The sequence below is a fragment of the Flavobacterium sp. Leaf82 genome, from assembly GCF_001422725.1.
Taxonomy (GTDB): Bacteria; Bacteroidota; Bacteroidia; order Flavobacteriales; family Flavobacteriaceae; genus Flavobacterium.
In genome coordinates this window covers 207,250-227,734 of record NZ_LMMA01000006.1, presented here as the reverse complement: position 1 = coordinate 227,734, position 20,485 = coordinate 207,250, and the positions used below count along the sequence as shown (strand labels likewise).

Here is a 20,485-nt window from a genome sequence, read left to right as displayed (position 1 = left end):
TTAACCTAGATTAAGAAATGAAAACGATAACTTTTTAATCGTCCATTTGTTTTTTGTTTTGTTGCTTGAAAAATGATGTCGAATTAATAGTTCATCGGAATGTCCATTAATAAAAATTCAGCATCCGTATTTGCTTTTATGTTTAAAACCTCAGTTCCTGAAATTCCAACAGCATCACGAGTATTTAATTCCTGACCGTTGATAGTTACGTTTCCTTTTAAGATAAAAGCATAAACGCCGTTACCTTCTTTTTTAATTTTGTATTCTGTTTCAATTCCGGCATCAAAATTACCCATATTGAACCATGCATCCTGGTGAATCCAAACTCCTTCATCATCAGCATTTGGTGATAAAATCTGAGATAATTTATTATGTCTGTCCGCAACATCCAAAGTAATTTGTTGGTAACGAGGAGCTACATTTCTTTTATTTGGAAACAGCCATATTTGCAATAATTTAGTTTGCTGATCTGCATTTGGGTTAAACTCACTGTGTTGAACCCCAGTTCCGGCACTCATAACCTGAATATCACCATTTTTGATAATTTCAGTATTTCCCATGCTGTCTTTGTGTGCTAAATCACCTTCTAACGGAATCGTAATAATTTCCATATTATCGTGAGGATGAGTTCCAAAACCCATTCCGCCCGCAATCGTGTCATCGTTCAAAACGCGAAGCGCTCCAAACTGAATTCTATCCGGGTTATACCAGCTCGCAAAACTAAAACTATGATAAGCATTTAGCCATCCGTGATTTGCGTTTCCTCTTGTTTCTGCTTTGTGTAATACTATATTTTCCATGATGAGATGTGTTTTGTTATTTTTATAGTACAAAGATACCACCAAGGCAAATGAAACAAACTTAACCTAGATTAAGTTCTTTAAGATGCTGAGTTATGAAGTTCTGAGGTGCTCAGATTTTATGGCTTTGTGGTGTTTTTTAGGAGCAGAAGTTCTGGTTTTCAAAAGATCTGAAGTCCCGCTATCCGTTTCAATCTTTTGTGTCCGCGGCGGCAGACACAAAAGGATTTTCACTTCTATCGGGGCTAAGTGAGAACTTTTATTTTTATAAGAAATCTATACTCCCGCTTTTTATTAAAGTTCCGAAGGAACGAACTATATTGTAGGGATGGATTTCAATCCATTCTACGCAACCCATTCTACGCAATCATAATCAACAAAGATTGACGATTATAGCATCAGAATTTCTAGTGTAATCTTCCTCCGTCGAGATGACAAGATTGTGTATAAAAAAAATCTAAAATCTAAAATCAACAATCTAAAATTTAACTATACTGCGAAATAAACTGCTGTACAACCGCATCCGTATTCTCGTGACGTCTTTTTCTTTCTAATGCAATTGGTGGCGCAGCCCTTTCGAGGCAATCTTTTACATCGCAGGTTTCACAAGTAACGCCAACGATTCTTTTTACTAAAGGTTTGCCTTCAATGAACTTAAATTTCTTCTTCATTGTTGGCGTAATCAGGATTCCAACCGAAATACTTCTGATACAATTTTCTACAAAAGGATCTTTTGTGGCCGATGAAAAAACTAAATATTCATTTCCGCTATGTGCGTAACTTGAAATTTGAGCATCAAAAAAATGAGGTTTATTTTGTTTGATTGCTTCATCTATGGTTTTTACCGAAACCCATCTTCTGCAATAATGCTCATTTGTTTCGTTTGCGTGAGGTTCTTGTTGGTTGGTAATATGTAGTTCTTTTTTTATTTGATATTTATCCGAACCTATTTTATGGGACATTCTTAAAAAGAATAAATTCTTTAAATGGAAATCTTTCGGTAATAAATTGGTTAATCTCTGATAAAATGATTCAGGCGAAACTTCGAAACTTTCGATTAACGCTACAAATTCTTCCGGATTTGGTTTCTCGTTATTTAAGAAAGTATTGATTTTGTCAACCACCAGTTTTCTTGGTAATAATAAAGCTCCGGCAAAATACGAAGCATAAAAATTATGTAAAACCTGATCGAAATTTTCGAATTTAATCCAGCTGAAAGTCAATAAACGATCTGAAATTTTCAAGTAATTATAAGCAATTTCTTTGGCTAAAATAAATGCTTTCTGCGGAGAATCTAATTCTGTAGAAAGTAATAAAGTTTTACTTTTTGGAACATAAATAGAACGCAAATCTCCCAAAGCTTCCTGTTCAGAAAATCCTATTTCTTTTATTTTATATTCATATTCTTCCTTTAAGATCGCTTCCAGTTCTTCTATTGTAATTTTAGAATCTAAATTAATCTGGAATGACTTCGAAAAAGCAATGACTTTATCTTCGAGATCTTCAAAATAATTACTGTGTGCTTCCTGATAAGATCGTAAAGCAGCCAGAAAAAAACTTTCACGGCTTAGATTATAATGTTGTGCGATTTCGATAATTGTACTTATAAAAGCATTGACTTTTGCCGGAGCATTGGCAATAATATCGATTAAATCTGCTTCCTGAATTCCAAAAAGCTCTAGCGGAATCTCTTTTAAAATTCCGGATTTCAAAATTTCACCAATCGGAGCAAGATTGTTATCTAGTTTTAAAGATACCATTTGGTCGTAAGGAACATCTAAATGTTCGCACAGAAGCAAAATTTTATCTGTTTTTGGATATTTTTTTCCCTTTTCAATCTCGTTTAAGTACGATTTTGAAAGATTTGTCAATTTGGCTAAGCCAAAAAGAGAAAGATTTTTTTGTGTTCTGACTTGTTTGAGTTTTAGCCCAAATATCAGCTTTATATAGTCTTTTTCGATATCCATATATCAAATATAAGCATTTGAAAAATAATCGCCAAAAAATTATTTTTAATATTTAGCGAACGTTCGCTTGTTTTGTAAAAAACTTTTTTATAATATTGTGGTGTAGAAATTATTAGATGTCAAATAGTTAAGTTTAATATCCTTAAAAAGATATAAATGATTCAATTGATACTAATGAAAATAAAATCCACAGCTATGAAAAACCAATTAGAAATTACCGAAACGGCAATGGAGTTTTTAGCCGAAAAGAAGCTTTCTTATCCAAAAATCTGGACAGAAGAAGCAATTGTTTTTATCGTTGATTTGAATCGAAAATTCGAATCGCAACGAAAACTGTTATTGTTACAACGCGAACAAAAACAAACTGCTTTTGATCAGGGCGTCATGCCGGTTTTTACACCAGAAACAAAAAGCGTCAGAGAAAGTAATTGGACAGCTGGAGAAATTCCGAAAGATTTATTAGACAGAAGAGTAGAGATCACCGGACCAGTTGATCGCAAAATGATTATTAATGCTTTGAATTCAGGTGCAAAAACATTTATGGCTGATTTTGAAGATAGTACTTCACCAACCTGGCAAAATTTGATGGATGGTCAAGTAAATTTAATTGATGCTGTTAATAAAACGATATCCTATACAGATCTGACGAAACATAAATCATATCATTTAAATGAAAAGACTGCAACGTTAATCGTTCGTCCGCGTGGTTTGCATTTACCGGAAAAACATCTTTTAATTGACGGGAATGAAGTTTCAGGCTCTTTGGTAGATTTTGGTTTATATGTTTTTCATAATCATAAAAGACTTTTAGAAAACAATTCAGGACCGTATTTATATATTCCAAAATTAGAACATTACCTCGAAGCACGTTGGTGGAATACTGTAATTGATTTTACCGAGGATTATTTAAAACTAGAAAGAGGAACCATAAAAGTGACGGTTTTAATTGAAACTATAACCGCGAGTTTTCAACTTGATGAAATTATATATGAATTGAAGGAGCATATTGTTGGCTTGAATTGCGGACGTTGGGATTATATTTTCTCTTACATCAAGAAATTTAGAAAAAATCCAAAATTCATCGTTCCAGATCGTGATCAGGTAAATATGACTTCGCCTTTTATGAATGCTTATTCGAATTTGGTGATTCAAAGATGTCACAAACGCGGAATTCATGCAATTGGCGGAATGGCAGCGCAAATTCCGATTAAAAATAATGAAGAAGCCAATGCCGTTGCTTTTGCAAAAGTAAAAACCGATAAAGAACGTGAAGTAAAAAATGGTCACGACGGAACCTGGGTTGCACATCCGGATTTAGTTGCCATTGCAAAAGAAATTTTTGATAAAGGAATGCCATCTCCAAACCAGATACATATAAAAAGAGAACATCGCAAAATTACAGAAGCAGATCTAATTGAACCACCAATTGGAATCATTACTGAAAATGGTGTTCGAAAAAACATTAACGTTGGAGTTTTATATTTGGCTTCATGGCTAAATGGACAAGGCGCAGCGGCTTTGCATAATTTGATGGAAGATGCAGCAACGGCTGAGATTTCGAGATCGCAATTGTGGCAATGGCTTCAGAATAAAGTGGTTTTAGATAACGGCAAAAAATTAGATTTAGCTTATTATCACGAATTAGCTTTAGAGGAATTCAAGAAAATCAAAGACGAATTAGGAGAGGAAAATCATGAAAAAAGACAATTTCCTTTGGCTGAAAAAGTTCTGGAAAGACTGGTTGTAAATCCTGATTTCGTTGACTTTTTGACGATTCCTTGCTACAAATATTTATAACAATTGCTGAGTTTATTTTAAACACATAGAAACATAGGTTTAAAATGTGAATAAAAAAGAGTTTTGAAAAAATCTGGATTTTTACACATAGCTATGTTTGTTTAAACAAATGAAATGCCTTTAACCACAAAGAAATTCTATGTCTTTATGTGTTAAAATTAAACTCAAAGAAAAATAAGTCCAGTTAAGTTGAAAACTAATCCCGATAGCTATCGGGAGAGACTGAACACTAAAACACTAACCACTTTTAACTAAACTATTTATGAAAACAACAGAAGACAGAATTCAGGAATTGATTAACGATTGGATCACGAACCCAAGATGGAAAGGTGTTGAGCGTCCTTATACTGCTACAGAAGTAGTTACGCTTCAAGGCTCGTATCAAATTGAGCATTCTATTGCTAAAATGGGAGCGCAAAAATTATGGAGAAAGTTAAAAACTCAGGATTATGTTGCTGGTTTAGGCGCGTTGACTGGAAATCAGGCGATTCAGGAAGTCGATGCTGGTTTAGAAGCGATTTATTTGAGCGGATGGCAAGTTGCTGCTGATGCAAATTTGGCGGGAGAAATGTATCCTGACCAATCGCTTTATCCGGTAAACAGTGTGCCAATGGTGGTTAAAAAAATAAATAATGCTTTGTTGCGTGCAGATCAAATTCAGACTGTAAATAAAGTTGAGGATAAAAAAGATTATCTGGTTCCGATTGTGGCTGATGCCGAAGCTGGTTTTGGCGGAAATTTAAATGCTTTTGAACTTATGAAATCAATGATTGAAGCCGGAGCTTCAGGAGTTCACTTTGAAGATCAATTGAGTTCTGCAAAAAAATGCGGGCATTTGGGCGGAAAGGTTTTAGTGCCAACGCAAGAAGCGATTAATAAATTGATTGCAGCTCGTTTAGCGTCAGACGTTATGGGAGTTTCGACTCTAATTGTTGCACGAACAGATGCTGATGCGGCTAATTTATTAACGAGCGATGCAGATCCGAGAGACGCTAAATTTATTACAGGCGAAAAAACCAACGAAGGTTTCTTTTATGTAAAAAATGGAATCGATCAGGGAATTGCAAGGGGTTTGAGTTACGCTCCTTATGCTGATTTAATTTGGATGGAAACCAGTAATCCGGATTTGGTTTATGCTAAAAAGTTTGCTGATGCCATGAAAAAAGAATTCCCGGATAAAATGTTGGCGTACAATTGTTCACCGTCTTTTAACTGGGCTGCAAAATTATCAGTTGCCGAAATGGAAACTTTTAGAGAAGATCTGGCAGCAATGGGATATAAATTTCAGTTCATTACCCTGGCAGGATTCCATGCTTTGAATACAAGTATGTTCGAGTTGTCTAAAGCGTATAAAGAACGCGGAATGGCAGGATATTCTGAACTGCAGGAAAGAGAATTTGCTTTACAGAAAAACGGATTCAGAGCGGTGAAACATCAGGCTTTTGTGGGAACGTCTTATTTCGATGCCGTACAAAATACGGTAACAATAGGAAAATCAACCACAACAGCAATGAAACATTCTACAGAAGTTGAGCAATTTTAATTCAAAAGAAAAACCAGTTCATTGAACTGGTTTTTTTTTACCACTTATTTCACAGATTAAAAGATTTTTTTTTCGCCACGAATTTCGCGAATTTACACAAATTAATTAGCGCAAAAATTGAATAAAAATTCGCGTGAATTCGTGAAATTGGTGGCTAAATATTTTTTACTTCTTTAAAAGTCTTGCTTTCATTTTACTGAAAAATTCTGGCGTAACCCCTATAAAAGAAGCGATTTGTTTTTGAGGGACTTTATGAACTAGTGTTCCGTATTTTTTGCAGAATTTATCGAAACGTTCTTCGGCAGGTAAGCTTAAGTTATCCATTAGTCGTTGCTGATTGGCAACTAATGAATTTTCGATAAGAATCCTGAAGAAACGTTCTAATTTCGGAATGTCCAAATACAATTGTTCCTGATTTTCTTTAGTTAGGGAAATGACTTCTGCATCTTCCAGAACTTCTATGAAAAGCTGTCCCGGTTTTTGCGAAAAAAAACTGTACATATCGCTAATCCACCAGCCTGCACAAGAAAACGAAAGAACATGTTCGACAATATTATCGTTGATGTTGAAACTTCTTAAGATTCCGGAATTAACAAAATACGAATGTTTGCATACTTCACCAGCGCTTAGTAAAATTGTTTTGGCTTTGTAAGTATGTGTTTCGGTTTTAGATAAAAAATGAGCTTGTTCTTCAGGAGTTAAAGAAACGTGTTTAGCAATGTTTTCGAGAATTAACGCCATTATTTTTCTTTAAGTAAGGTGAATGATGTGGCTTTAAAACGATTGTTTTCTACTTTTCCTGTAACTTCGGCTTTGCGTATTTTATTGCAAAAACCATCTTCGGCATGAGCATCGCCATGATCGTCAATAGTAGTTCCGTCTACAAAATAAGCTTTTCCGTCAATACGAACGGCTAAATCACAGCTTTTACCTTTTAGTCCAAATTGACATTCACCACAAGCAGTTTCTACTATTTGAGGTTTTTCGGTTGTTTTTTTATTCTGGGCCTGAGTTGCGATTCCAACAAAAAGGAATACTATGAACAATATTTTTTTCATTTTTAAGAGTTTACGGTTATTAATTTCGAAGTCGTTTTGGCGCGTTCTACAACTTCTTCGATTGGAGTTACAAGTGAATCGTGACTTAACACAACTCCCATTCGGCGATACGGTCTTGAAGTTGGTTTGCCAAAAATCCTGAAATCGGTTTTTGGTAAAGCAGCAACTTTTTCGATTCCGGTAAAAGTTGGATTATTAGAATCTTCTGAGGCTAAAATTACAGCGCTAGCTCCGGCTTTTTCAAGAGTAATTTCGAAAATTGGAAGACTTAAAATAGCACGTAAATGCAATTCGAATTCATTAAAATTTTGTGTTCCCGCCAAAGTCACCATTCCGGTATCATGCGGACGCGGAGAAAGTTCAGAGAAATAAACACCGTCATTAGTCAGGAAAAATTCAACACCAAAAAGTCCTGCACCACCAAGGGCTTCAGTAATTTTTTCTGCCATATCCTGCGCTTCATATAGATCAGCTTCAGAAACTTTTGCCGGTTGCCAGCTTTCCTGATAATCGCCACGTTCTTGTCTGTGGCCAATTGGCGCGCAAAATAAGGTTGGATTGGTGTTTTGGGTAATCGTTAAAAGCGTAATCTCTGAATTAAAATCAACAAATGCCTCTACAATAACTTCAATCACGTCTCCGCGAGAACCTGCAACGGCATATTCCCACGCTTTTTCGATATCGCTTTCGGTTTTTATAGTCGATTGCCCTTTTCCTGAAGACGACATTAGAGGTTTTACCACACACGGAATTCCAACTTCCTGAACCGCTTTCTGTAATTCTTCGGCAGAGGTTGCATATTGATATTTGGCTGTTTTTAAACCTAATTCTTTTGAAGCTAAATCACGAATTGCTTTGCGATTCATAGTAAAATTAGCTGCTTTCGCCGAAGGAACAACGGTGATGCCTTGCTTTTCGTAATCATAAAAACGTTCCGTACGAATAGCTTCAATTTCAGGAACTATAAAATCTGGTTTGTGTTTGGCTACAATCCTGTCAAGAGCTTCTCCGTCGAGCATATTGATGACTTCAAAACCATGGGCAACTTGCATTGCTGGTGCATTTTCATAACTATCTACAGCAATTATGGTTTGCCCGATTCGTTGCGCGGCAATGACAAATTCTTTGCCCAATTCACCTGAACCCAAAAGTAATATTTTCATAGGGGGATATTTGAAATATTGGAATATAAATGGAGTAGTAAAAGTAAGGAAAATGGTTTTTATTCAGATTCTGTTTTTTAGATATTTTATATAGTTATATGGATTAAGCTGCAAGATTTAGGAAATTATAACATTTAAAGATCGCAAGACACTTATATACAAGCTAATATTGTAAACGCATATTTATAAAATACAACTAAAATAACTGTAGAAAATTCAGGTTAATTTTATTTGAAGATTTTATTTATAAGTAGGAGTATATTTATATATTTGCGGGCTAACAAATAACATTTAACCCTTAAGATGAAAGTAAATTTTTTTTTTAATAATGAGTGCTTTATGCATTACATCGCTTGCTCAGGCTCAATCAGCCGGAATTACATTTAAATTTGGAATGGGAGAACAAAAAGCTGATGCTATTGTTTATAAAAAGGACAAACAGCAAATTAGCGGAATAGTTAATTTTCCGGGATTTGAAGATAAAAAGGTAAAAATTAAAGTAGGCGACAAGAATCAAAAGCACGCAAGTAAAGAAATAGATTCAATTCAGATTTTTGATGAGAATAAAAAGCTTTCTTATACTTTTGAATGGACAAAAACAAAAGTGTATAAAAATAAGGGTACAGAGTTTAAGGTTATTGATGAAAGATGGATCTGTAAAATAATTACTGGAAAGATTTCTTTGTATTTGGGTGGTGAAGAATACGGAATAAAAGAGGTTAAGACAGAAGATGAAAAGACCCAGGAAAAGATCAAAGTAGATAAAATGCAGGTCGTTTCTAAAGAAGTTAATCATTATATGAAAAGACATCAGGAAGATTACCCAACCTTAGTTTCCTTAAGTTCAAATGCTTTATCTGCGGGATATAATGCTTTTTTTAAAGAATATGGAGTTTATTATTTTAAGGATAGTCCAGAAATAGCAAAAAAAATAGAAGATAAAGAATATAAATATAATGATATTGAGATGCTTGTAAATTTATGTAATGTAAAGCCAAAGCCAGTGCCAAAACCAGAACCTGAGCAAAAGGCTGAAGCAAAAACAACAAAAGCAAAGACGGTTAAAAAAGCTACTGCAAAGCCAAAAGCAAAAACAACGAAGAAAAAATAAATAAAAATAAAAAAGCGATACTTCTGTTTAAAAGTATCGCTTTGTTTTTTAATGAAAATGATCTTCCTCGATTTCAAATTCGGCATCTTTTTCCCAAATTTCCATTTCGCAAGGCTTGCAATTGAATTTTAGTTTGTATTCAAGTTCTCCCTGTTTTAAAACCAAAGGCTCTTTTACTTTGACACCAACTATATCTTTTTGGTGTATCGGACATTTTTTTAATTCGTATTTAATGCAATATTTAGTTGTCATTACACGAGATTTTCCTGGATCCCATTGTAATTCGAATGCTTTTTCGATTTCGGTTACGCCATGACGTTCGTAGAATTTACGTGCCGTTTTATTCGAAACGTTGTACATGAAATCAAGTTTAGTTTCAGGATATGGATGTGACGTTTTTACAATTTGGTGTTCTTCACGTTTGTAATTTGCCAAACGTATTTGAGTCAGTTGATCGTAAACTGTTCTTCGCATTTCGTTAATTTTTGAAATAGGAAGAAACCAGTTTTGAGAAAACATAATATTGATTTCATTAGCGGTATAAGGTGTAAAACCTGTTTTTGCTAATTGTGTTTTGATGTTTTCCTCGATTGATTCGCCGGTTTTAGTTTGCTCTTTAGAGTGTTCTAAATTTACAATACTTACGTTTCCGTCTTCGTCAGTTGCGATTAATTCAAAACCTGTTTCTGTTTCGGTAAGTAATAACGTTGTGCTTAATTTACGAACGGCGCTATCTTCTCTTTCTACAATTTTAATAAAAGCGGCGTCATTATTTCTATAGATGAAAGTTCCGTCTTTTACTTCTTTTAAAACATTTGGATATATTTTTCCGTTTTCGGCTTTATTAACATAGATTCCGTCAGCTTCGTTGTTTTCGTTGATGAAACAAAGTCCGTCACCGTTGTTTAATAATTCGCCGTTTTCGATTTCGTAAGCGTTTCCAACAGTTCGGATTAACTTACCAATATATTGGCCTTTTGATTTTGGGCTTTCCCAAGAACCAATAGAACTGTGTCTTTCGTTTACGAAATAATCTGTATAACCACGGTTGAAAGTTCTGTTTAAAGACGAATCAAAAGTATATGTACAAGTTCCGGAAGAAGCTTTCATATATTTATCGCTTCCTGCGCCTTCCAGATAACTATCCAGTTTTTGACGTAAATAAGATACGTTATTTTTTACGTAAACTACATCTTTCAATCGTCCTTCGATTTTAAAAGAAACGATTCCGGCTTCGATCAAATTAGGGATTTGCTCTGAAATGTCTAAATCTTTTATTGAAAGTAAGTGACTGTTTTTGATTAAAGTTTCTCCGTTCCCGTCGATTAAGTTATACGGTAAACGACAGTTTTGTGCGCAAGAACCACGATTGGCACTACGTTCTCCGTTTGCTACACTCATATAACAGTTTCCACTAAAAGACACACATAATGCACCAGTTACGAAAAATTCTAACTCAACATCAGCTTCGTCGTAAATCGTTTTAATTTGGTGTAAATTCAATTCGCGGGCTAAAACCACACGTTTAATTCCGGCATCTTTCAGGAATTTTATTTTATCGGCATCACGATTATTGGCTTGTGTGCTGGCGTGAAGTACGATAGGAGGTAAGTCCATTTCCATAATTGCCATATCCTGAATAATCAGGGCATCAACACCAATATCATATAATTCCCAGATCATCGAACGGCAAGTTTCCAGTTCGTTGTCGTACAAAATGGTATTCATAACCACAAAAACCTGAGCATTAAATAAGTGCGCATATTGTACCAAAGCTGCAACATCTTCAATGGAATTATTGGCATTTGAACGTGCCCCAAATTGCGGCGCACCAATATATACAGCATCGGCGCCACTATTTATGGCTGCCATTCCTCCAATTAAATCTTTAGCAGGAGCTAATATTTCTATCTTCTTCTTCATTTCTAAAACTTTAAGCTTCTGTGATATTCACGGAAAAAAGTTTGCAAAGTTCTTATAAATAATTCGAGATTACTAATGCTGAAGTGACTTTTTTTGAAATAGTTAGGTTATATGGAATGATGATATGTAAGGTTGTTGATTTCTGTATCATCAGAGGTGGAAATTCGGTAAAATTTACAGTGGCGAATTTTAATATTTTCGGGATGTAAATGTTATTAAAACAAAAAAACTACCCAGTTTAAATAACCGGATAGTTCTCCTTCTCAAAAAATAGTGTCAATTATTAAGACAATTTTTTCGCTTTAATTTTAGTCAAAGTGTTTTCGATACTGTTTAATTGTTTCGAAACAATTGCAATTTGACTTCCATCAAGATGGTTGTGTTCTAAAGCCATTTTATATTTTTCGATCGCAGCTTCTTCACCTGTAATACAAGCATTAATGATAGCTTCTGTATCTCCGCTTGTAAAAGATGATTTGATGTCGATCCATACACGGTGCAAGGCTCCTAATGGTCCGCCTCCGGCAGTATCTGTTGATTTTCCTAATTTGTTGATTTCGTCTTGTATTTCTACAATGAATAATGCACGCTCACGGGCATAATCTAAAAAGTCAGTTTTAATAGCCGGGCTGCTTACATGTTCAGCGGCATTTGTATATCCTAGTTTTCCGTCTTCCAGGATTGCGATTAATCCTTCTAATGTACTAACTGCTTTTTCTGTGGTTTCATCTGTATGTATCATAATTATAGTTTTTTAATTAATGTATAATACAAAGGTGGGATTTTACTAAGGGTTTTGTTTTACAGAATTTTACTAGTGATTTATAAGATTGTAGAATGGGAATTTTGAAAGAATAAGGATTGTTTGCCACGAATTGCACAAATTTTCACTAATTACTTTATGTTGGTTTGCGTGAGGGATAGAAGTGGAAAGCCCACAGCCTGACGAAGGAAGTGCGAGGACTTGCAGCGAATAGCCTCCCGATAGCTATCGGGACAGGCTCACGCCCAAAATATCGTCATAAAAAAAAACAGCTCAAAGTATAAAGTGATGAAACTTTAAACCTTAAGCCGTTTTAGTAAAATTGTTTATGTTGTTATGCAGCCAAAGCTTCTTTGATTCTGCGTAATGCTTCTTTTAAGATATCGTCGCTTGTTGCGTAAGAGAAACGGATACAACTTGGATTTCCAAAAGCGTCTCCCGTTACCGTTGCTACATTTGCCTCGGCCAAAAGGTACATTGAAACATCATTAGCATCTTTAATTTCTGTTCCTCTCAATGTTTTTCCAAAGAAAGAAGAAACGTCAGGGAATACGTAAAATGCTCCTTCCGGAACGTTGATTTTTACTCCTGGAATTTCTTTAAGCAATCCAACCACTAAATCTCTACGAGTGTGGAAAGCCTGAACCATGTGGTTTAATACACTTGGATCAGCATCTACAGCAGTAATTGTAGCACGTTGCGCCACAGAGTTTGCTCCTGAAGTTACTTGTCCCTGAATTTTTGTACACGCTTTTGCGATAAATTCAGGAGCTCCAATGTAACCAATTCTGTATCCTGTCATTGCAAATGCTTTTGCAACTCCGTTTACAGTAATTGTTCTTTCTAACATTCCCGGGATTGAACCGATGCTGCAGAAAGTTCCTGAGAAATTGATGTGCTCATAAATTTCGTCAGCAACTACATATATATTTGGGTGTTTTTCTAAAACTTTTGCAAGAGCTGTTAACTCTTCTCTGCTGTAAACAGATCCAGATGGATTACAAGGTGAAGAAAACCACATCATTTTTGTTTTTGGTGTGATCGCAGCTTCTAATTGTTCTGGTGTAATTTTAAAATCAGTATCTACAGATGTTGGAACTTCAACAGGAACTCCTCCTGAAAGTTTTACAATTTCGAAATAAGAAACCCAGTAAGGTGCTGGTAAAATAACCTCGTCACCATCGTTTAACATTACTTGCGCAATGTTGTATAAAGATTGTTTTGCTCCTGTAGAAACTACAATTTGAGTTGGTTTGTATTCTAAATTATTGTCTCTTTTGAATTTTCTGCAAATTGCTTCTCTTAATTCTAAATAACCTTCTACCGGAGAATATGTACTGTAATTTTCGTCGACTGCTTTTTTTACCGCTTCTTTGATGAAGTCAGGAGTATTAAAATCCGGTTCGCCTAAACTTAAACTGATAATGTCTTTTCCTTGTGCTTTTAATTCACGCGCTAAAGCAGCCATTGCTAAGGTTTGTGATGTTGCTAAGTTGTTGATTCTGTCTGAAAGAATATGATTCATTATAAAATTTTTGAATGTCCTTAATTTCAACTTTAATTAAGGAAGGTTAATTATTAATAGATTTTTTTAGTTTTATGCTAGTTCAGGTTTCATTCCAAGATCTCTTAAATGCTTGTAATGTGCGACAACAGCTCCTCTCATCGTTCTGAATTCATGATAAGGCAAGTTGCATTCGATTGCAGTTTGTTTTACAATTTCGGCAATTTTTCCGTAGTGAATATGACTGATATTCGGGAAAATATGGTGTTCGATTTGGTGGTTTAATCCTCCTGTAAACCAGTTTACTATTTTGTTTTTTGGAGCAAAATTAGCAGTTGTGTACAATTGGTGAATTGCCCACGTGTTTTCCATTTCGCCATCTTCATTAGGTACCGGGTTCGAAGTTTCCTCTACTACGTGTGCCAATTGAAAAACAATACTTAAAATTAATCCGGCTACATAATGCATTACGAAGAATCCAACAATAACTTTCCACCATGTTACACCAAGAAGCATTGGTAAAACCATCCAGATTAAAACGTAAATTATTTTTGTGATCACTAAAACAGTCCATAATTTGGCAGGACTTTGAGGTGTTCCGTATGATAATTTTCTTTTTAGGTAGTTTTTCATTTGCTTGAAATCGGTTGTTAAAGCCCAATTAAAAGTCAATAGTCCGTATAAGAAAAAAGAATAATAATGTTGAAATTTATGAAAACGTTGCCATTCGGCATTTTGTGTAAAACGAATAATTCTTCCGGCGTCAAGATCTTCATCATGACCGTGAATATTTGTATAAGTGTGGTGAAGTACATTGTGTTGTACTTGCCAGTTGTGAACGTTCCCGGCCAGAACATAAATACTTCCGCCCATGATTTTGTTAATCCATGATTTAGAAGAGTATGATCCGTGGTTTCCGTCGTGCATCACATTCATTCCAATTCCTGCCATTCCAACTCCCATAAGAATGTTTAATAACAATTGTGCCCAAAATGGCATGTTAAGAGTTAGGATTAAAAAGTAAGGTGTCAGGAAAACGGCGAAAAGAATAACAGCTTTTAAGTGCAGCTTCCAGTTTCCCGTTTTCTGAATGTTGTTCTCCTTGAAGTAATTGTTTACTCGTGAGTTAAGTGTTCTGAAGAACTTCAGATTGTCTTGCTTAGCAAATGTAGGCGCAGTGTTATTCATAATTGATTTAAATAGTTTTCAAAGGTAATTATTATAAATTTTCAATTTGCAAAATTGAGTTAAATATTTCAACTGTAAAGTAGTACTTTTGTTAAAAAATTAGAGCAATGGATGAGATATTGAAATATTTTCCTGATTTGACTGATATTCAAATCGAACAATTTCAAAAATTAGACTTTTTATACCACGATTGGAATGAAAAAATCAATGTTATTTCGCGTAAAGACATTGATGCCTTATATACAAAACATGTCTTGCATTCGTTAGGAATTGCAAAAATTATGAAATTTGAACCCGGAACGTTTGTTCTTGATGTTGGAACCGGCGGTGGATTTCCTGGAATACCTTTGGCGATTCTTTTTCCTGAAACGCGTTTTTATTTGATTGATGTTATCGCTAAAAAAATAAAAGTAGTTCAGGGCGTTGTTGATGCATTAGAATTAAAGAACGTAAAAGCAGAACAATTGCGTGCCGAAAATGTAAAAGGCGATTTTGATTTTATCGTGAGTCGCGCGGTTACAAATATGCCGGACTTTGTTTCCTGGATTAAAAATAAAATCAAGAAGCAACATAAGCATACTTTGAAAAACGGAATTCTATACCTTAAAGGTGGCGATTTATCCGAAGAATTAAAGGATTTTCCAAAAGCAACTTTATATGATTTGTCTACAATTTTTGAAGATGAATTTTTTGAAACCAAAAAAGTAGTGCATTTGCCTTTGAAGTTTACAGTCTAATCTTTCTTCAATATAAAATAACCCGATAATAATTGCTTTATGAATTATTGTCGGGTTATTTGATTTCAAATCAATAGATTATGATGCTTTTTTTGTGAAACACAAAAATGGATTTGTTTTAGAATCTAAATTATCTATCAGTTCGTGTATGGCTTTTTCTGATGCTTCAGTAGAATATTGAAATTCAGGATCAAAGAAAAAGTTACGACAAATAGTTGGCTCTTGTGATGAATCGTAAACAGCATCTTCATTTTCGATAATATCAGCGCTGTATTGACAAGGATAATCTTCTTTTAATACTGCTATTGTTTTGGTAAACCATTTATCAAAAACTTTTTTTCTTGGTGTAATATGTCGTGCTAGTAATACAAGTCCAATTAACTCATTTTGAAGAGCGTAAGATCCTTTTCTATACATAACATCAATCATCCTTACATTCATTAGAGCAATCCATAATGGTCCGTCTACATGACCGGATGCTGATATGTCAAAATTGGTATCAAAAACTAATGGCTTACTATTTTTCATATTATCAATAGAAGACCATAAAGCCTCAATTCTTTTTTGAATATCAGTACTGTTTTTTGTATATCCTGAATAGCGCCAGTAAATCCATTCCAGTAATGCGGCTGTAAGTCCAACAGCAGCTTTATGATTAATTTTTAATAATTCATTTTCCAGTTCCTCATTTCCTTCTAATGGATCTAAAAATTGTTCAATCTTTTTTTTATTCCATTTAAAATCAATTACATGACCAATACTTTTTGATTGCACAATTATTGCAGGTGTGTTTTGTAAATTTTTCATTGTTTTTTTATTTTTTACTGATGTTTTACTGTTTTTTTTTTTTAATTTAAAAGTGCTTCTCTTCAGTATATTTTTGATGATACTTTTTTGATTTCAGCACGCAATTAAATCTAATGCAAATTTAAGGTGCACAATATTTTTACTTTATTGCAATAAGTTTTTTAAGTAATAGAATAGGGTTTTTAAGAATGTATCATGTTGATAACTAGTATAATAAGAAAAGTATTACAAAATAATATTTGCTTTTTAAAACCATATTTATTGAAATAAATTAAGATAATAAATAGGATTATTTATTAAAACGTTGCAAATGAGTTGTTTGTTTTTTACGATTTAATCGCAATTAGAAAATTTTGTAATCAATTTTCTAAAAAGGAATATAAAAAGATATTGGCAAATACTGTCAAAGTGTAGGTGATAGACAGTTTTTGTTGAGAGACCAGATATGAAAGTAGGGAATGTTTGGTCTTTATCTAATAGAAATAAAAAGCAAAAGCCGAATCTTAATTAAAAGATTCGGCTTTTTATAGACCAAGTTTCTAACTTGAAACTTGAAATGTTTTTAAACTTGAACAAATTACTATCCTAAGAAAGGGTATCTGTAATCTTCTGGAGTTACAAAAGTTTCTTTGATAGTTCTGGGAGAAGCCCAACGTAATAAGTTCAATGCAGAACCTGCTTTATCGTTAGTTCCTGAAGCTCTTGCTCCACCAAAAGGCTGCATTCCTACAACAGCTCCTGTTGGTTTGTCGTTGATATAGAAGTTACCAGCAGCATTTTGCAATTTCGTAGTTGCAACTTCAATAGCATAACGATCCTGGCTAAATACAGCTCCTGTCAAAGCATACTCAGAAGTAGTATCAACTAATTCTAAAGTTTCTTCCCATTTTGCATCTTCGAAAACATATATAGTTATTACTGGTCCAAATAACTCAGTTTCCATTGTAGTATATTTTGGATTTGTAGTTACAATAATTGTTGGCTCAATAAAGTAACCTACAGATTTATCATAATTTCCACCAGCAATGATTTCAGCATCAGCATCTTTTTTAGCCTGATCTATAAAACCAGCTAATTTATCAAAAGAACCTTCGTGAATAACTGCTGTAATAAAGTTTCCAAAATCTTCCGGAGAACCCATTTTCATCGATTTTACATCAGCAATTAATTGTTCTTTTACAGCTGGCCATAAACTTTGAGGAACATAAGCTCTTGAAGCAGCTGAACATTTTTGTCCTTGAAATTCAAATGCTCCACGAGTAATTCCTGTAGCAACTTGTTTTACGTTAGCGCTTGGATGTGCAATGATAAAATCTTTACCACCAGTTTCTCCAACGATTCTTGGGTATGTTTTATAAAGGTGAATGTTTGAACCAATTTTAGCCCAGATATCTTTAAATACGTGAGTTGATCCTGTAAAGTGAACTCCGGCAAAATCACGGCTTGCTAAAACAGTATCAGTAATCATTAATGCATCTCCAAAAACAACATTGATAACACCATCAGGAACACCAGCTTCTTTGAAAACATCGATGATGATTTTTGCAGAGAAAACCTGGCTATCACTTGGTTTCCAAACCACAACGTTACCCATCATTGCAGCACTTGCAGGAAGATTTGCAGCAATAGCAGTAAAGTTAAAAGGAGTAATTGCATAAATAAAACCTTCAAGAGGTCTGTATTCTAGACGATTCCATGTAGTAGAATCAGATTTTGGCTGATCTCCGTAAATTTGAGTCATAAATTCTACGTTGTAACGTAAAAAGTCGATCAATTCGCAAGAAGCATCAATTTCTGCCTGATGAATATTTTTAGATTGACCAATCATAGTTGCTGCGTTGATACGAGCTCTGTATGGTCCTGCAATAAGTTCAGCAGCTTTTAAGAAAATAGCAGCACGTTGTTCCCATGCCATATTTGCCCATGCTGTTCTTGATTCAAGTGCATTGGCAATTGCTTTTTCAATATGTTGTTTTTCCGCTAAGTGATAAGTTCCTACAATGTGTTTGTGATCGTGAGGAGCAGATATTGTTCTTGTATTTCCAGTTCTGATTTCTTCGCTTCCGATATATAACGGAACGTCAATTTTAGAATTCCACAATGTTGTGTAGGCTGCCTGAACAGCTGCTTTTTCTGGTGAGTTAGGTGCGTAGCTTTTTACAGGCTCGTTTACCGCTTTTGGTACATGAAAGAATCCTTTTAGCATTGTATTTAAAATTAGATAATTAGACAATTTAAGGGTTAGATGATTTGATTTGTTACGAATAATCTAACGTGGCACAAAAGTACAAAGGATAAATTAATAATTTGATAAAATTATGATTAAGATAACTATAAAAAATGTAGTTTTTAAGCCAGTATTTAGTTTAAGGCAAAAGGAGCACACATTCTAAAAGTAGGAACAATTACCTTAAATGTTTTTGTAGTAGTAAAATTGATCATATTAAAATGACCTTTCATCGCTCCATAAGGAGATGATAATAAACAGCCGGAACTATAAGTGTGATTTTCTCCAGGTTTTAGAACTGGTTTTTTTCCAATAACACCTTCTCCGTCAACAATTTCCAAGTCATTTAAAGAGTCAAATATCTCCCAGTGGCGAGAGGTTAACTGAACTGAATCTTTGCTGTGATTTTCGATTGTAACCACATAACTAAAAGCAAAATGAATCTTGTAGTTCTTGAAGTAAGTACCTTCAAAACTAGTCAAAACAGATATTTTTATGCCTCGTGTTATCTGAGAAACCATACTAAAGTAGTATATATGTGTGCGTTATAGTTGCAAATCTACAAAAAAAAATCTTCCAATCTAAAACCTTAACAATGTTTTAATTTATGATGTTTATTGAGTTCGCATTTCCTTTTCCTATAACTCTTTGGTAACGATCTGTACTTTCTTTGTAATAAACTAAGATGGTATACTCATTTTCAGTTTGATAAAAGTTTCCGTCAATAGCATTTTCATAATCTATAGCACCTTTTTTATCGGCAATCGTATATTGAAAATTAGTAAAACCCTGCTTAATCATGACTGCTTTTTCATAAATTCCTTTATCCGTATTATAATCCATTTTATATTCTGGCGATAAACTGTAATTATTGAACATTCCTGTAATATAAATGTCTTTGGATGATGATCTGAAAGTAGGTGCCGAAAGACTAAAATAAATCCAGGCATAATCTGCTTCTATTTCATTATTGGAAGCGTTTATGTTTTTTACAACAAAATTTCCGTTTACATCCTGATAAACGGTATAAATTTGATTGCCCCTGGCTTGATTTGTATAAAGATAACCATTGTAAATGTCGTTGTTTGCACCAACTCGTCCTACATTGTTGTTTGCGGCGCGAATGTCTTTATTTTCAAAGTATAAAAATTCATTTCCGCCCCAGAACTGGGTTTCTTTATTGTATTTATATACCAATTGATTTCCTATTGTATATTGTGGAGGAATGTTTTTAATACCCGTATTAAAATTACCATTCTGCAATAATAGGATTTTCACATTTTGTAATGGAGTCTGAAAAACAATATCGTTAGATAATACTGCAAAATCCAGGTTTTGCTTATAGTCAATATTAGTAACATCACGGCTTCGCTTTACCTGAGCTGTAACTGTAGAATGATTTTCATATAAAATGAACTTTCTTGAGAAAACTATATCTTTATCTTCATTCAGGATTCTAAGCATGTAATTTCCTGAAATTCGCAATTGTGTTGTAAACTGATTTGGAAAAGATAATCTGTAATGCGAAAATACCTGAAGCGTATTAAAAGAATTAACATAATCTGTAATTCTTTGATTATCAAATCCACTAATGTAATCTGTTTTAGGGATGTCTGTTGGTTTCCAATTGTAATCACAATGAATGACTTCAAAATAGTAATTGGCTTCATTACCAAATAAATCATCAAACTGAAATGTAAAAGTATCGCCCAATTCAAATATAGGAACTACGTTACTGCCGTTTTGAACAAACGAAACGGTTTTGATATTATAAGGAGGATCAATCTCATTTTGAACTTCCTGAGCAGTCGCCGAAATACAAATGAAAAACAACAGTAGATTTTGAAACAAAAATTTTAGCATCATATTATGTGTAAGATTTGTAAATATAACAATT

General features: G+C 34.1%; 17 protein-coding genes. 4 read left to right on the top strand and 13 right to left on the bottom strand.

Annotated features, from left to right (window positions below; translation table 11 throughout):
- Positions 1–83: 83 nt before the first annotated feature.
- The gene (locus tag ASF10_RS07080) at positions 84–800 is read right to left on the bottom strand and encodes a pirin family protein (RefSeq protein ID WP_056247105.1); all 717 of its coding nucleotides are present in this window, start codon (positions 798–800) and stop codon (positions 84–86) included.
- 485 nt (positions 801–1,285) lie between these two features.
- The gene (locus tag ASF10_RS07075) at positions 1,286–2,767 is read right to left on the bottom strand and encodes a helix-turn-helix domain-containing protein (protein WP_056247102.1); all 1,482 of its coding nucleotides are present in this window, start codon (positions 2,765–2,767) and stop codon (positions 1,286–1,288) included.
- 195 nt (positions 2,768–2,962) lie between these two features.
- Between ASF10_RS07075 and aceB the strand changes: the two genes are divergently transcribed.
- Together aceB and aceA are read left to right on the top strand one after the other, a co-directional pair.
- Positions 2,963–4,564, top strand: a complete 1,602-nt coding sequence (gene aceB, locus ASF10_RS07070) for a malate synthase A (RefSeq protein WP_056247138.1) — start codon at positions 2,963–2,965, stop codon at positions 4,562–4,564.
- 262 nt (positions 4,565–4,826) lie between these two features.
- Positions 4,827–6,107: an isocitrate lyase gene (gene aceA / locus ASF10_RS07065; RefSeq protein ID WP_056247100.1), complete on the top strand. Its 1,281-nt coding sequence runs from the start codon at positions 4,827–4,829 to the stop codon at positions 6,105–6,107.
- A gap of 165 nt (positions 6,108–6,272) precedes the next feature.
- Here the strand turns inward: aceA and ASF10_RS07060 are convergent, their stop codons facing one another.
- From ASF10_RS07060 to purT, 3 genes are read right to left on the bottom strand one after another with little or no spacing between them, the layout of a single operon-like run.
- On the bottom strand, positions 6,273–6,848 hold the full coding sequence (locus ASF10_RS07060; RefSeq protein WP_056247098.1) for a Crp/Fnr family transcriptional regulator: 576 nt from the start codon (positions 6,846–6,848) through the stop codon (positions 6,273–6,275).
- Positions 6,848–7,165 (bottom strand): DUF6370 family protein, encoded by a 318-nt coding sequence (locus ASF10_RS07055; protein WP_056247095.1) that lies wholly within the window; start codon positions 7,163–7,165, stop codon positions 6,848–6,850. Before ASF10_RS07055 ends, ASF10_RS07060 begins: the two co-directional genes overlap by 1 nt.
- Before the next feature lie 2 nt (positions 7,166–7,167).
- On the bottom strand, positions 7,168–8,328 hold the full coding sequence (gene purT / locus ASF10_RS07050; RefSeq protein ID WP_056247093.1) for a formate-dependent phosphoribosylglycinamide formyltransferase: 1,161 nt from the start codon (positions 8,326–8,328) through the stop codon (positions 7,168–7,170).
- 328 nt (positions 8,329–8,656) lie between these two features.
- On the opposite strand from purT, the gene ASF10_RS07045 reads away from it, so the two are divergent.
- Positions 8,657–9,439, top strand: a complete 783-nt coding sequence (locus ASF10_RS07045) for a hypothetical protein (RefSeq protein ID WP_056247091.1) — start codon at positions 8,657–8,659, stop codon at positions 9,437–9,439.
- Between the two features lie 48 nt (positions 9,440–9,487).
- On the opposite strand, the gene ASF10_RS07040 is transcribed toward ASF10_RS07045, so the two are convergent.
- The 4 genes from ASF10_RS07040 to ASF10_RS07025 form a co-directional block, all read right to left on the bottom strand.
- Positions 9,488–11,362, bottom strand: a complete 1,875-nt coding sequence (locus tag ASF10_RS07040) for a peptidase U32 family protein (RefSeq protein WP_056247089.1) — start codon at positions 11,360–11,362, stop codon at positions 9,488–9,490.
- Positions 11,363–11,645: 283 nt separating this feature from the next.
- Complete coding sequence (locus ASF10_RS07035) at positions 11,646–12,104, bottom strand: ferritin-like domain-containing protein (protein ID WP_056247087.1); 459 nt, start codon at positions 12,102–12,104, stop codon at positions 11,646–11,648.
- A gap of 355 nt (positions 12,105–12,459) precedes the next feature.
- Positions 12,460–13,650, bottom strand: coding sequence for a pyridoxal phosphate-dependent aminotransferase (locus tag ASF10_RS07030; RefSeq protein ID WP_056247084.1), 1,191 nt, complete (start codon positions 13,648–13,650; stop codon positions 12,460–12,462).
- 72 nt (positions 13,651–13,722) lie between these two features.
- Positions 13,723–14,817 (bottom strand): fatty acid desaturase family protein, encoded by a 1,095-nt coding sequence (locus ASF10_RS07025; RefSeq protein WP_056247081.1) that lies wholly within the window; start codon positions 14,815–14,817, stop codon positions 13,723–13,725.
- 107 nt (positions 14,818–14,924) lie between these two features.
- Here ASF10_RS07025 and rsmG point away from each other — a divergent pair, with 107 nt between their 5' ends.
- On the top strand, positions 14,925–15,554 hold the full coding sequence (gene rsmG / locus ASF10_RS07020; protein ID WP_056247079.1) for a 16S rRNA (guanine(527)-N(7))-methyltransferase RsmG: 630 nt from the start codon (positions 14,925–14,927) through the stop codon (positions 15,552–15,554).
- A gap of 78 nt (positions 15,555–15,632) precedes the next feature.
- On the opposite strand, the gene ASF10_RS07015 is transcribed toward rsmG, so the two are convergent.
- The 4 genes from ASF10_RS07015 to ASF10_RS07000 all read right to left on the bottom strand — a co-directional run bounded on the left by ASF10_RS07015 (position 15,633) and on the right by ASF10_RS07000 (position 20,451).
- A complete protein-coding gene (locus ASF10_RS07015) occupies positions 15,633–16,361 on the bottom strand; it encodes a hypothetical protein (protein ID WP_056247077.1) in 729 nt (242 codons plus the stop codon).
- A gap of 580 nt (positions 16,362–16,941) precedes the next feature.
- Positions 16,942–18,567: an L-glutamate gamma-semialdehyde dehydrogenase gene (gene pruA / locus ASF10_RS07010; RefSeq protein ID WP_056247075.1), complete on the bottom strand. Its 1,626-nt coding sequence runs from the start codon at positions 18,565–18,567 to the stop codon at positions 16,942–16,944.
- A 155-nt stretch (positions 18,568–18,722) separates the two neighbouring features.
- Entirely contained in the window at positions 18,723–19,109 is a 387-nt protein-coding gene (gene apaG, locus ASF10_RS07005) for a Co2+/Mg2+ efflux protein ApaG (protein ID WP_041517556.1), read from the bottom strand.
- A 79-nt stretch (positions 19,110–19,188) separates the two neighbouring features.
- Positions 19,189–20,451, bottom strand: coding sequence for a DUF5103 domain-containing protein (locus ASF10_RS07000; protein ID WP_056247074.1), 1,263 nt, complete (start codon positions 20,449–20,451; stop codon positions 19,189–19,191).
- Between the last annotated feature and the right edge of the window lie 34 nt (positions 20,452–20,485).